Source organism: Ruminobacter amylophilus (assembly GCF_900115655.1).
Classification (GTDB): Bacteria; Pseudomonadota; Gammaproteobacteria; order Enterobacterales; family Succinivibrionaceae; genus Ruminobacter; species Ruminobacter amylophilus.
The window spans coordinates 1-13,755 of record NZ_FOXF01000008.1; the positions used below are offsets into that span (position 1 = coordinate 1).

The 13,755-nt window shown below is 39.9% G+C and carries 11 protein-coding genes; 9 read left to right on the forward strand and 2 right to left on the reverse strand.

The window, feature by feature from the left end; all coding sequences use genetic code 11:
* The coding region (locus BMY80_RS12340; RefSeq protein WP_218140312.1) for a hypothetical protein at positions 1-180 on the reverse strand (180 nt) is incomplete at its 3' end.
* A gap of 362 nt (positions 181-542) precedes the next feature.
* On the opposite strand from BMY80_RS12340, the gene aroK reads away from it, so the two are divergent.
* The 9 genes from aroK (at position 543) to BMY80_RS03445 (ending at position 12,849) form a co-directional block, all read left to right on the forward strand.
* On the forward strand, positions 543-1,070 hold the full coding sequence (aroK, locus tag BMY80_RS03405; protein ID WP_031579604.1) for a shikimate kinase AroK: 528 nt from the start codon (positions 543-545) through the stop codon (positions 1,068-1,070).
* Positions 1,070-2,146 (forward strand): 3-dehydroquinate synthase, encoded by a 1,077-nt coding sequence (gene aroB, locus BMY80_RS03410; protein WP_093140918.1) that lies wholly within the window; start codon positions 1,070-1,072, stop codon positions 2,144-2,146. The genes aroK and aroB overlap by 1 nt, the downstream gene beginning before the upstream one ends.
* Positions 2,147-2,493: 347 nt before the next feature.
* On the forward strand, positions 2,494-4,509 hold the full coding sequence (locus tag BMY80_RS03415) for an AAA family ATPase (RefSeq protein WP_093140920.1): 2,016 nt from the start codon (positions 2,494-2,496) through the stop codon (positions 4,507-4,509).
* The gene (rpe, locus tag BMY80_RS03420; protein WP_093140923.1) at positions 4,506-5,174 is read left to right on the forward strand and encodes a ribulose-phosphate 3-epimerase; all 669 of its coding nucleotides are present in this window, start codon (positions 4,506-4,508) and stop codon (positions 5,172-5,174) included. Before BMY80_RS03415 ends, rpe begins: the two co-directional genes overlap by 4 nt.
* Complete coding sequence (locus BMY80_RS03425) at positions 5,174-5,866, forward strand: HAD-IA family hydrolase (protein WP_093140925.1); 693 nt, start codon at positions 5,174-5,176, stop codon at positions 5,864-5,866. Before rpe ends, BMY80_RS03425 begins: the two co-directional genes overlap by 1 nt.
* A gap of 143 nt (positions 5,867-6,009) precedes the next feature.
* Entirely contained in the window at positions 6,010-7,008 is a 999-nt protein-coding gene (gene trpS / locus BMY80_RS03430; RefSeq protein WP_031578805.1) for a tryptophan--tRNA ligase, read from the forward strand.
* A gap of 40 nt (positions 7,009-7,048) precedes the next feature.
* Positions 7,049-8,176, forward strand: a complete 1,128-nt coding sequence (locus tag BMY80_RS03435; RefSeq protein ID WP_084155396.1) for an efflux RND transporter periplasmic adaptor subunit — start codon at positions 7,049-7,051, stop codon at positions 8,174-8,176.
* Entirely contained in the window at positions 8,173-11,313 is a 3,141-nt protein-coding gene (locus BMY80_RS03440; RefSeq protein WP_093140928.1) for an efflux RND transporter permease subunit, read from the forward strand. The genes BMY80_RS03435 and BMY80_RS03440 overlap by 4 nt, the downstream gene beginning before the upstream one ends.
* Positions 11,314-11,643: 330 nt before the next feature.
* Complete coding sequence (locus BMY80_RS03445; protein ID WP_093140930.1) at positions 11,644-12,849, forward strand: acetylornithine/succinyldiaminopimelate transaminase; 1,206 nt, start codon at positions 11,644-11,646, stop codon at positions 12,847-12,849.
* A gap of 133 nt (positions 12,850-12,982) precedes the next feature.
* Here BMY80_RS03445 and crp read toward each other — a convergent pair whose 3' ends face one another.
* The gene (gene crp / locus BMY80_RS03450) at positions 12,983-13,618 is read right to left on the reverse strand and encodes a cAMP-activated global transcriptional regulator CRP (protein WP_031578801.1); all 636 of its coding nucleotides are present in this window, start codon (positions 13,616-13,618) and stop codon (positions 12,983-12,985) included.
* Between the last annotated feature and the right edge of the window lie 137 nt (positions 13,619-13,755).

A 13,755-nucleotide genomic window follows, 5' to 3' on the forward strand; every position in this document is an offset into this window, starting at 1 on the left:
AGCTGCCCGTATGGTTATTCTGGCATTCGGAACTTTTGCGGGAATAGGTTCCATAAAATGATGTCCGCATTCTCTGCATTTATAACCATGGTAGTAAAAAACAAGACTTTGCCTGTGTTTTGGAAGAAACGGAAAATCCTTAATTTCCGTGGAATGTCTGGCATGAACATACACGTTCATTTTCCCGCAAAAAGGACATCTCATGTTCGACGTTTGGCGGTTGCTTTCGAAAGAATAAACGGATTTTAAGGTTTTGGGATCGAAGCTGTGGGAAACAGCAGTAAATGGGTGGCAAACTGAGTTTATCTGTGTATCATTCGTCTGAAGGGGCATAAAGTATCTCTATTTGTTTTTGTGTGGTAACTTAAATACTAGAATACTTTTGCCCCTTCTTCAATATCTACATTCCCAACAATTCCGAGAAGAACCCTATTTTTAATATTCTTTTTCAGTGTTTATCTTTCTGTAAAATAAGTTATAATCATTCATTATCTAGTCGATGATGTCTATAACTATAAGTTAATTTAGGGCTATTAAGCATTATGTCTGAATCTCAGAATATATTTCTAGTAGGGCCAATGGGGGCTGGTAAAAGTACGATAGGTAAAATTCTGTCTGAGCTTACTTCTTTACCTTTGATCGATTCTGACACTGAAATTGAAAAAAGAACTGGTGCGGATATATCTTGGGTTTTTGATGTTGAGGGGGAAGAAGGGTTTAGAAAAAGAGAGGAAGTCGTTATTGACGAACTTACTCAGAAAAAGGGAATTATACTTGCTACAGGTGGCGGGGCTGTGAAGAATTCCAACAACAGAAAGGCTCTTTCTTCCAGAGGTGTTGTGGTTTATTTAAAAACATCAGTTGATAAGCAATATCAGAGAACTTGCAGAGACACCAGACGTCCTTTGTTAAATAATTCCGACCCTTTGGGAACTTTAACCCGTTTAATGGCTGAAAGAGAGCCGTTATATATGGAAGTGGCTGACATAGTTGTTGAAACGGATCAGTATTCAGCAAAGCAGATTGCTTTACAGATTGTTGATAAGTTTGATGAGCTGAAGGATATGTAATGAAAACTTTAACTGTTGATTTAGGTGATCGTAGTTATCCTATTTTTATAGACTGCGGCCTTCTCGAGCGTGAAGACGTCTGGGGCGGTTATATTAAGAAGAAAGGTAATGTTGTAATAGTTACCAATACTACTGTTTGTACCTGGTATCTTTCTAAGTTGGAAGAATCAATTGCCAGATTAGGATATAAAGTTTCGAGCTGCATACTTCCTGATGGTGAAAAGTATAAGAATTTAGAAAGCTTTAATCAGATTATGACTTTTCTTCTGGAGCATAACTGCGGTCGTGATACTACTCTTGTTGCTCTCGGTGGTGGTGTGATTGGAGATCTGACTGGGTTTGCCGCTGCTTCATTCCAGAGAGGTGTTGATTTTATTCAGGTTCCTACAACATTGTTATCTCATGTCGATTCATCAGTGGGAGGAAAAACAGGAATAAATCACCCTCTTGGCAAAAATATGATAGGAGCTTTTTATCAGCCTAAGGCAGTTATTATTGATCTGAACTGTTTGAAAACACTTCCTGAACGTGAGCTTGCTGCCGGAATGGCCGAAGTTATCAAGTATGGTATTATTTGGGATAATTCGTTCTTCAAGTTTCTTGAAGAACATACTGACAATATATGGAAGCTTGATTTTGATGTTATATCAGAAGTCGTTTACAGATGTTGTTCAATTAAGGCAGAAGTTGTTCATCAGGATGAGAAGGAAGGTGGTATTCGTGCCATCCTTAATTTAGGACATACCTTCGGTCATGCCATTGAGACTTTTATGGGGTATGGAGTATGGCTTCACGGAGAAGCTGTTGCTGCAGGTACCGTAATGGCATCACGTGTCGCATTAATAAGAGGATATTTGTCAGTCGACGAATTCAATCGTATTGTTGCTTTATTAAAGAATAACAGACTTCCTGTTTCCAAGCCTGAAAATATGACAACTGATGATTTTATGAAACTCATGATACATGATAAAAAAGCATTAAATGGTCATATTCGCTACATTATTCCTGATGCTCTCGGAAAATCTTCTGTAAAGGATGATTTGTCACAGGCTGAGATTGTAGAAGCAACAAAGTAATCCTTGTTTTATCTGCTTGTTTAAAGAGAAAGCTGAATATCCGGCTTTCTCTTCGTATAGCACGTTCCATTTGTTTAATATTCTATTTTTTCTAGTATATTCACAGTCTTTGTAGTAAAAAAATTGTAAATTTGTATGACTGTAATAATATCTAATATAATTCATTGATCGGGTTTTATACGAAGGTATGCTTCGTCATAAAATTTTTCATATTTGAGGTTGTTAATAGAGTCTTTTGAGGCCGGTGTTGTGTATCAATCTGCCTGAGAAAGAAATTTTTTATAACTATTGGCCTAACATAATAAATATCTGTCGACTGATTATTAGCAATAGAGAAGGGAAATAACATGGCCTTGGAACAGTTACCACAACTAACTAGTCAAAAATCATTAGTAGAGCGAATTAAGTATCAGATTTCAGTAGGAGCCCCTTTTATTGTTATCAAAGGGAGTCTTGGTGCTGGAAAAACTGTTATATGTGAGCAACTTATTTCATCAGTTGATGACAAATTCATTAAGGCCTATATTCCCGGTTCTGGAAATCCGGATCTGACAAAGTGCAGAGAGATACTTTTAAATCAGATTTCCAATGCAAATAAGATTAATTCAAACGACAAGCTGATCGGTTCTGTTCAGAAAATGAATTTTGGCAAGAAGCGTGTACTGATTGTAATCGATGATTTTGATAATATTGCCGATCGTTTTATATCAGAACTTGTGGATATCTACAGTAAGTATAAAAAGGAGCAGTTGTTCTCAATTGTAACAACTGTTTCATCATCAGCAAAGCAGGCACAGAAAATCAGACAGCTTAATTCTCTATCCGTAGAACCAATGGATATGGAGATAAAACCAATCAGTGTTCAGGAGAGCATTCTGGTCATGTCATACTACGGAAGCATGGTAGGAATGCGCGGTCTGGATGATCGTACATTGAAAAACAGTAAGGAACTTCAGGCTGCTAAAGGTAATCCTGGTGCGATTAAGAGTATGATCGAAGGTTTATCGGATACTGATAGCAACAAATATAATCCTATTGATAGGGCAAGGAGACGCAGAAAAGCTACTTTAACCGCTTTGTTTGGTGGAGCTGCTATAGCCGTAATGGTTGCAGGTGCCCTTGTTTTTGTTATTAAATATCAGAATAAGCCTCTTGTGGATAATTCTATTATTACTGAACAGAATCAGAAAGCTCAGGATGTACTCAATGCCATAGAAGATGATGATAAAAATGTAGATTCACTGATGCCGGAGCTTTCAAAGACCAGAGATGACCTTAATCCGTTGATTACTGTTGAAGACGCAGAAAAAACACATAAAAACATTGAGGATGACGGTGCCTTAAAAGATAAGAGAGATGTGGCACAAGATAATATTGACAAACTAGAAGTCAATAAGGAAAGTGTTGCTTCAGATTCTAAAATTATTATTTCAGATGAAGACAATGCAGAAGTTATTGAGGAAATTAATAAAAAGAACGCTATTGGTAAGGATGTGGAGCTGTTAAAGGCTGAAGCTGATATTGATGCAAAGGCAAAAGTTTTAGCTGAAGAAAGAAAGAAACAGGAGTTAGCTAAACTAGAAGAGGAAAAGAAAGCCGAGGAGAAAAAGAAGGCTGCGGAATTAAAGGCAAAGCTTGAAGCTGAAAAGAAAGCTGCAGAAGAAAAGAAGGCTGCGGAATTAAAGGCAAAGCTTGAAGCTGAAAAGAAAGCTGCAGAAGAAAAGAAGGCTGCGGAGTTAAAGGCAAAGCTTGAAGCCGAAAAGAAAGCTGCAGAAGAAAAGAAGGCCGCGGAATTAAAGGCAAAGCTTGAAGCCGAAAAGAAAGCTGCAGAAGAAAAGAAGGCTGCGGAATTAAAGGCAAAGCTAGAAGCTGAAAAGAAAGCAGAGGAAGAAAAGAAGGCTGCGGAATTAAAGGCAAAGCTAGAAGCTGAAAAGAAAGCTGCAGAAGAAAAGAAGGCTGCGGAATTAAAGGCAAAGCTAGAAGCTGAAAAGAAAGCTGCAGAAGAAAAGAAGGCAGCTGAATTAAAGGCAAAACTTGAAGCTGAAAAGAAAGTGGCTGACGATTTGGCTGAGCAGAATAAGCTTAAGGAAAACAAACAATTATCTTTTGAAGAATTGAATGATTCTCATTATACTGTGCAGTTAGTTGCTACTTCAAAGAAGGCCGAGGCGGATCGTATTGCTAAATCGGTTGGTAATTCATGGGTTCTCTTCAGACAAAAGGATCAGCAGTACATAGTTATGTATGGCGATTTTAAAGACAGAAGTTCAGCAACGAAATCTATTTCTGGTTTGCCTGATGCAATTAAGAAAACAAAGCCATGGGCAAAAAATGTAGCTGCCGTTAAAAAGGAAATTCAATGAAATATATAATTGCTCCATCTATCTTATCAGCAGATTTGGCGCGTTTAGGTGATGATGTAAAAGAAGTATTGGATGCAGGAGCTGATGTTGTTCATTTTGATGTAATGGATAACCATTACGTGCCGAATCTTACGTTTGGACCTCAAATCTGCAGTGCCCTGCGCAAGTACGGAATTGAAGCTCCTATAGATGCTCATCTCATGGTAACACCAGTTGATGACTTGATTGGTTCATTTGCTGATGCCGGAGCAACAAGCATTACTTTCCATCCTGAAGCATCTAAGCATATTGACAGATCTCTTCAGCTTATCAAAAGTCGTGGATGCAAGGCTGGTTTAGCCTTGAATCCTGCCACACCTTTGAATGTGCTTGATTATGTATGGGATAAGCTCGATATGGTTGTGATTATGTCAGTAAATCCAGGATTCGGCGGTCAGAGTTTTATTCCAAGTGCTCTCAAAAAGATCAGTGCATTAAGAGCCGCTGCTGTGAAAAACGGTAGAGATGATCTGATAATCGAGGTTGATGGTGGAGTTAAGCCAAATAATATCGGTGAGATAGCATCTGCCGGGGCTAATATGTTTGTGGCCGGTTCAGCTATTTTTGGTTCAGATGACTACAGAAAAGTTATATCTTCGATGCGTTCTGAACTGGAGAAAATCTAATGCATGAGCTTAGAGTTCCCCAACTTATTATGTTTGATCTTGACGGAACTCTGGCAGACACAGCGTGCCAGCTTGGACATGCTGTGAATGAGGCTCTTAAAGCAGTTGGCTATCCGGTGATTTCTATGGAAAGACTGAGAAGTTATATTGGTAATGGGGCCGCATTACTTGTTGCCAGAGCACTGGCTGGCAGGCGTGATATTGCATTGACTGATGTGGATGAGAAGTTACTGTCAGATGCTCGTAATGTTTTTAATGAAGCATATTTGTCATGTTGTGACTGTAAAGACTGCATTTATCCGGGTGTTTTTACAACACTGTCCTCACTGAAATCACTGGGAATAAAGTTAGCGGTGGTTACTAATAAGCCTCACAGGTTTATAGAGCCGGTTTTGGCACCGTCTGGTTTACTTGATTGCTTTGATTACTGGCTTGGCAGCGAAATCATTTCTGAAAAGAAACCGGATCCTGCTCCTTTGAATTATGTGGCCTCAATGCTTAATGTCAATGTGTATGATTCCTGGATGGTGGGGGATTCAATTAATGACGTTGAGGCGGCAGTAAATACCGGCATTCCCGGTATTGCCGTGACATTTGGATATAATCAGGGAATTGATTTTAGAAAGGCCGGTGCCAGTCGGATTATAGATAGATTTTCAGATATTTCAGAAATAATAAGAGAGCTTAAATAGCTTCTTTTATTGTTCAATTAATAAGTTATAATACCATCTGAAAATTCAAGTTGTGTCAGGGACATGTGCTGTATCTGTGTCCTGAAAATTACATTAATAAAGTTCTGGTAGAAGGACTGTATAAATTAGGAATCTTTACTGTTATGAAAGAAATAGTGTTTAGTGCTGCTCAGCCGTCAGGTGAATTATCCATTGGTAACTACATTGGTGCATTGCGTCAATGGGTAAAAATGCAGGAACAGTACGATTGTGTATATAGTGTTGTTGACCAGCATGCCATTACGGTAAGACAGGATCCTGCAGCCCTGCATCAGGCAAGCTTTAATACTCTTGCGCTGTATCTGGCAATTGGCATCGACCCTGCAAAATGTACCCTGTTCCTACAGTCACATGTACCTGCTCACGCTCAGCTTTCATGGATTCTTAACTGTTATACACAGATGGGGGAACTGAGCAGAATGACTCAGTTTAAGGATAAGTCTCAGCGTTACGGCAACGCCGGTACTACAGCGGGCCTTTTTGATTATCCTGTACTTATGGCTGCAGACATTCTGCTTTATCAGGCAAGCCTCGTTCCTGTTGGAGAAGATCAGCTTCAGCATCTTGAACTTACAAGAGATATTGCATACAGATTCAATCAGTTATACGGTGATATTTTTGTACTGCCTAAGGGATTTGTTCCTGAATCTGGAGCTCGTGTAATGAGTCTTCAGGATCCTCATAAGAAAATGTCAAAGTCAGATGATAACAGAAATAATGTTATTACCATGCTCGAAGATCCTAAGAGTATTGTCAAGAAACTGAAGAAAGCTGTAACCGACAGTGATGAACCTCCTGTTGTTCGTTATGACTGGGAAAACAAGGCCGGTGTATCCAACCTGCTCGATTTAATGAGTGCCGTAACAGAAACTCCGGTAGCAGAACTTGAAAAGCACTTTGAAGGCAAGATGTATGGTCATCTTAAGACTGAAGTTGCAGATGCGGTTGTTGCTTTCCTTGAACCTGTTCAGCAGCGTTATAAGGAACTCCGTGCTGACGAGACTTACCTGCGTGAAGTATTGAAGACTGGTGCGGATAAGGCTTCAGCCAGAGCTCAGATTATTCTTGATAAGGTATACAAGGCTGTAGGTTTCATTTTATAGTTTCTAAACCTTAAATAGAGTTTATTACAGGACAACCGGTATGTGGAGAATTCTAGGTGGCTTATTGCTTATGGCTGTTATTGGCGGGATTCTTTTTGCCGTCAATTATTCATCGATTTTGAAATATCCGGTTGTCGCTAATGAAAATAATTCACTGATGGCGGTTAGAGTTGCCGAGGTCGAGTATTCTTCCACCGGTACTAAGCTTCCTCTTGTTGGCAGAGTACATGCCAATCGTTCTGTACAGATTACTTCAGAAGTTACCGGCAGAATATCCAAAGTTTTTGTCAAACCGACTCAGATGGTTAAGTCCGGAGATCTTTTAATTCAGCTGGAAAATGAGAGGCACAAGGCTTTACTGAAAGAATCAGAGATTGTTCTTAAGAATTATGAAAGACGTCTCGAAGTATCAGGAAAGCTGATAAACAAAGGTGTTGTCAGTCAGGATTCATATGAACAGCTCAGAGCTCAGGTAAAAGGTCAGGCCGCAGTCGTTGATGCGAGAAGAGCTGAACTAAACGAACGTGATATTCTGGCACCTTTTGAAGGAATACTGAGCCTTCACAACATTACTGCCGGCCAGCTGGTTAAACCCGGGGTTGTTCTGCTGCAGCTTGATGATATCAGTCAGGTTTATGTCGATTTCCCTATTCCCGAACGTTTCCTTTCAAAAGTTGTTGTAGGACAGGAAGTTACTGCAACCACTGATGCATGGCCCGGACATGTATTCAGAGGAAAGGTAAAACAGATAGATACACATGTGAATGTAGACACACTGGCTGTCAGTGTGCGTATCTATTTCGATAATCCTGAATTTAAGCTTCTTGACGGCATGATGCTTCAGGTAGCACTTAATCTTGCTTCGGAAAAGCTTCCGGTCGTTCCTCTTAAATCTCTTGTTTATGTTGGAGATGATCGTTTTGTTTACGTATTGAATGAAGATAACAGGGTATTCAGAAGAAAGGTTGCCTTAGGCCCCGTAAACGGAGCCATGATAGCTATAAATCAGGGACTTAGAGTTGGAACAACCATTGTTGTGGAAGGGGTAGACAGACTTCATGACGGCGATACTGTTTCTGTTATAAAGCAGGATGATATTGAAGCTCTTGGCGGTGAAGTTCCTCTGAAGAAGAAAGACAAGAACAATACCAGGGATCAGATGCTGTGATTTTAAGTGAAGTTTCTATAAAAAGACCGATATTCGCATCAGTGATGAGTCTTTTGTTACTGATATTCGGATTGGTTTGTTTTTTTAGACTTCCTGTACGTGAACTTCCTAATATTGACTATCCGTCTTTGACAATAGTAACCACGTATTCCGGAGCATCTCCTGAGGTTATTGAATCCAAAGTTACCCGTATCATAGAGAATGAACTTTCCGGTATATCCGGAATCAATAAAATTACTTCAAACAGCAGAAGCGGTCGCTCCTGGATATCCATGGAGTTCAAAACCGGTAAAAACATGCTTGAAGCAGTGTCTGATGCCAGAGATGCTGTGTCCAGAGCCAGAAAAAAACTTCCTGACGATATTGATGAGCCAATGGTATCAAGAGACAGTGGTGACGGGGAAGTAGTACTCTGGCTTAATCTTTCCAGTTCAGTTGTCGACAGGGTAAAGCTATCAGATTATGCCACCAATGTTCTTGAGAAGAATCTGAGTCTTGTTGACGGGGTTTCCCAGATAGAACTTGTGGGAGCTCTTGAAAAAGTAATGTACGTACGCCTCATTCCTCAGAAGATGGCTGTTATGGGAGTGACAGTTGAGGATATAAAGAGGGCGATTGGCTATGAAAATATTGAACTTCCAAGTGGTGAAATACGTAATCAGGACATGGTGTTTCCAGTTCAGATTAAAAGAGTATATATTGATAACAAAACTTTCGAGCTGCTTCCTATACGTCATGACGGGATGGACAAGACAATTCGTCTGAGAGATGTGGCAACTGTTGAGGTTAAAGCCAAAAATGAGGAAAGTATCTACCATCGTAATGGTATTTCAAGTATAGGTATAGGTGTTATTCCTCAGTCAAATGCAAATCCTCTGGACGTGTCCAAAAATATCAGAAAGAAGGTTGAGGAACTTAAACAGTATCTGCCGGAAGGTTTTGTTCTTGATACGGATTTTGACAGCACTGTCTATATTCAGAATTCCATTACTGAAGTTTACGAAACTCTGGCAATAACAGTATTTCTGGTAATAGTTGTTTTATATCTGTTTATAGGTTCATGGAATACCACGCTGATTCCTGCACTTACGGTACCTATATCCCTGATATCTTCTTTTATAGGTGCGTATTTTTTTGGCTTTTCCATAAATATCATAACACTTCTAAGTCTTATTCTTGCCATCGGTCTTGTGGTAGATGATGCCATTGTTATGGTAGAGAATATTTCTTTTCATATCAAAAAAGGGGAGGGAGTTCTTGCTGCATGCTGGCGGGGATCGGGCGAAGTTGGATTTGCCATAGTTTCCACCTCGGTTGTTCTTATTATTATTTTTCTGCCTCTGGTTTTTATTCAGGGGGTTACCGGAAAAATGTTTATTGAATTTGCGGTTCTCCTTTCTTTAGCCGTATTCTTTTCAAGTTTTGTTGCTCTAACGCTGAGTCCGGCTCTGTGTGGTTTTGTGCTGAAAAAGAAAAAAGAGGGCAGGGGGATTTCAAATCTGATAGACAGGGTAATCAGAGCTTTGGAAAATGTGTATGAACGTTTTCTGAGACAGATGCTTAGAAGAGTTTATCTGTACCCTTCAATTCTTCTGGCCATAATAGGTTTTATGGTGATTTTTTATCAGGTAATTCCTCATCAGTTAAGTCCCAGTGAGGACAGAGGCGTTGTTTACATATATGCCCTCGGCGAAGAGGGTGCCAGTATTCACAGAATGAAACGCAGTATGACTGCGTTGGAAGATGAATTGTTGCCTATGCTGGGGCAGGGGATTGTCAAGTCACTGAGTTTCAGTACCCCGTCTCTTGGACAGGGCTCGGATCAGAGTGGTTTTGTTGTTATTCAGCTTGAGGACTGGAACAGGAGAAGTGTTTCTTCAACGGAATTTATCAAGTTCCTGAATAAAAAATTAAAAAATATTGCTGATTTGAAGGTATATATATATCAGCCAGGGTTTAAGGGAACATCAGGCTCGCCAATTAAATACGTAATTAAAGGGAACAGCTTTGAGCAGATTAATGATTCTGTTCTGAAACTTATTAAAGATGCCAATGAAGCAGGATATATTATTAATGCGGACAGTAATTTCAGTGAGAGAACCCCAGAAATAGAAGCGGTAATAGACTACGACAGAGCTGCAGTACTCGGTGTAACCATGACGGATATTTCCAATGCTCTTCAGACATATCTGGGCGGTTCTACACAAACCTCGTTTGTTGAGAATGACAGTGAATACAATGTGTATATCCGTGCAGAAGAGAAATTGTTCAGAGATATTACTGACATAGCCTCTCTTAATATCAGAACAGATTCTGGTCAGATGGTATCTTTAGGAAGCGTGGCAGAATTCAAACTGGTGGCAAAAGCCAGAAAATTACCGCATTTCGACAGACAGAAAGCCATAACTATTTCAGCTCATCCTGCCGCTGATAAAAGTCTTGGAGAGGCTTTGGATTGGATGGACGCATGGTGTGCTAAGAATCTTGATAAAAGTATGAGCGTAGCGTTAAACGGTGAGTCACGCAATTTCAGGGACAGTGAAAATGAAATGATGATTGTTTTTTTACTGTCTGTTCTGGTCACTTATCTCGTTCTTGCGGCTCAGTTTGAAAGTCTTGTTCACCCTGTTGCAATTATGATTACCATTCCTCTGGGGATATTCGGCGGTCTTTTAGGTTTGTGGATAATGAAACTGTCACTTAACATATACAGTGAAATCGGTTTGCTGTTACTGGTGGGGATGGTTACTAAGAACGGTATTCTTATTGTTGAATTTGCCAATCAGCTCAGAAAAGGCAGTCCTGATCTGATAACTGCAACCATTAAGGCTTCGGTGAGACGTATTAAACCTATCTTAATGACTTCTCTTACAGCCATTATCGGTGCTGTTCCTTTGATAACGGCAACCGGTTCGGGTTTTGAAAGCAGAAGAGCAGTAGGTACGGTGATATTTTTTGGAATGAGTATAGCGACTGTTGTTACTCTTGTTGTACTGCCGGGTTTTTATTATCTTTTAGCAAGGTATACCAAAAATCCTGGGTATCACCAGGAACGTCTGCATAATGAGTTATCGGAAATAGAAAACAAAGACGGGCCGGTGACACACGAGGTTGACCATGTGGGCACTAAAAGTTAGATAATTGAATATTTATGCAAAAATATTGCATAAATATTAGAAGTGAGTATAATTCATAAACATGGATTATGATTGTTTTTTATAGTTTTTCGTTTGCTGAAAACACATTATGTTCGGTTGGCAAGATGATAACTGTAATAGTGTGGGGCATATCTGAATGTACGCCTGTTGAGTCCGTGCATAAGACTTGGATCTTTTGAAAATACACCGGACGTCGCAACAGGAATCCGAACGGCATCAGCTTGTGGTATTGCCGGTGTATTCAGTGTAAAATTGAGTTCTCGTGTAAGAGTATTCAACGCTTAAATGATAGTGAGGTTATAAATTCTTATGAGTAAAGTTACCAGAGCAGATTTTGACAAGTATTTAATGGGTGTTTACTGCCCGGCTCCGTTTGTAGCCGTAAAGGGTAGCGGCTCAAGATTTTGGGATGATGCAGGTAAGGAATATGTTGATTTCGGTGGCGGTATTGCCGTTAATGTTGTTGGTCACTGTCATCCTGAAATCGTTTCTGCATTGGAAGAGCAGGCTCATAAGCTGTGGCATATTTCAAATTACATGTGTACTGAACCGGCAATTACTCTTGCTAAGCATCTTGTTGAAAGTACTTTTGCTGACAAGGTATTTTTTGCAAATTCAGGCGGTGAAGCTAATGAAGCAGCCCTTAAGCTGGCACGTAGATATGCTTTTGAAAAATTCGGTAAGGAAAAGAGTCAGATTATTTCATTCTATAACAGTTTCCATGGCAGAACGCTGTTTGATGTTACCGTAGGCGGACAGGCTAAGTACTGTGAAGGTTTTGGACCTTTACCAGGGGATATCGTTCATGCTGACTTTAATGATTTGGAACAGCTGAAGTCTCTAATTTCCAAGGAAAAGACCTGTGCTGTTATTATGGAACCTATACAGGGTGAAGGTGGAATTCTTCCTGCAACAGAAGAGTTTATTAAAGGTGTACGTCAGCTTTGTGATGAAAATGATGCCTTATTAATCTTTGATGAAGTTCAGACCGGTTTCGGAAGAACGGGGTGTCTGTATGCATACCAGCATTATCAGGTTGAGCCAGATATCCTTACTTCCGCAAAGGGACTGGGTGCAGGCATAGCTATCGGTGCAATGATGGCAAAGGATAAGGTTGCTTCAATATTCAAGCCTGGTTTACATGGAACCACATTTGGTTCTAATCCTTTGGCTACTTCCGTAGGCTGCAAGTCATTTGAACTTGTTAACAGACCAGAATTCTTAAAGGACGTAAATGTTAAGGCTGATCTGTTCAGAAAGCATTATGCTGAACTTAATGCCAAGTATGACTGCTTTAAGGAAGTTCGCGGTATAGGCCTGATGATTGGTGCTGAACTTAAGGATGAGACTCTGTTAAAGAAGATTACTTCAGAATGTCTGAATCAAGGTGTATTTGTGCTGACTGCAGGTCATAGCGTGATAAGAACCGTCCCTGCACTTAATATTACCACAGATGATATTAACGAAGGTTTTGCTCGTTTTGACAAGGCTCTGTCAGTAGTATTCGGCAAGTAATACAGGTATCTGATAATTGAAAAAGGATGAACAGCTTCGTGGCTGTTCATCCTTTTTTATGGTTCTATTAAAACGATACGCAAAATAAAACCCCCTCAAGTGAGGGGGTGAAATACCTTATGCTGTTGTATGATTAACGAGTGTTAAATACAACGATGGTCTTGCCATGAGCACTGATGATATTCTGCTCTTCCAGCATTTTAAGAATACGACCAACAGTTTCTCTTGAGCAACCTACGATCTGACCGATTTCCTGACGGGTAATCTTAATCTGCATGCCGTCTGGGTGAGTCATTGCATCAGGCTGGTGAGCCAGATTGAACAGAGTGCGCGCGATACGACCCTGAACATCAAGGAATGCAAGATTACCAACCTTGCCACTGGTCTTTGACAATCTGCGAGCCATCTGAGCACTTAAACGCATCAGAATTTCTGGATTTACCTGAATCAGCTGGCGGAACTTCTTATAAGAAATTTCTGCAATTTCGCAAGGACCTTTTGCACGAACCCAAGCAGTACGAACCGGATCTTCTGATTCATCAAATAAACCCAATTCACCGATAAAGTCACCCTGATTAAGGTATGAAAGAATCATTTCCTTTCCTTCTTCATCCTTAATTAAAACGGCAACTGACCCCTTAACGATATAGTAAAGGGTTTCAGCTTTTTCACCGGCATGAATCAAAGTGCTTTTTGCCGGATATTTGTGTACATGGCAATGAGAGAGAAACCATTCCTGAGTAGGATCTGATTGAGGTTTACCAAACATTCTTTATCCTTAATTTACGCTATCAACATTTATCAGGTGCGATATCAAAAGAAGCATCTTTTCATAAGCATGCTGTCTTTATAAAGTATAGATTTAATAACTAAATATACGTTCAATGAGAATAATACTCAAAATTT

Bases quoted from the DNA above. Each gene is read 5' to 3' on its own strand.
- BMY80_RS03445 (WP_093140930.1), top strand. From the start codon at position 11,644: ATGAGTAAAGTTACCAGAGCAGATTTTGACAAGTATTTAATGGGTGTT.
- BMY80_RS03425 (WP_093140925.1), top strand. From the start codon at position 5,174: ATGCATGAGCTTAGAGTTCCCCAACTTATTATGTTTGATCTTGACGGA.
- aroB (WP_093140918.1), top strand. From the start codon at position 1,070: ATGAAAACTTTAACTGTTGATTTAGGTGATCGTAGTTATCCTATTTTT.
- BMY80_RS03435 (WP_084155396.1), top strand. From the start codon at position 7,049: ATGTGGAGAATTCTAGGTGGCTTATTGCTTATGGCTGTTATTGGCGGG.
- crp (WP_031578801.1), bottom strand. From the start codon at position 13,618: ATGTTTGGTAAACCTCAATCAGATCCTACTCAGGAATGGTTTCTCTCT.
- BMY80_RS03415 (WP_093140920.1), top strand. From the start codon at position 2,494: ATGGCCTTGGAACAGTTACCACAACTAACTAGTCAAAAATCATTAGTA.
- aroK (WP_031579604.1), top strand. From the start codon at position 543: ATGTCTGAATCTCAGAATATATTTCTAGTAGGGCCAATGGGGGCTGGT.
- trpS (WP_031578805.1), top strand. From the start codon at position 6,010: ATGAAAGAAATAGTGTTTAGTGCTGCTCAGCCGTCAGGTGAATTATCC.
- rpe (WP_093140923.1), top strand. From the start codon at position 4,506: ATGAAATATATAATTGCTCCATCTATCTTATCAGCAGATTTGGCGCGT.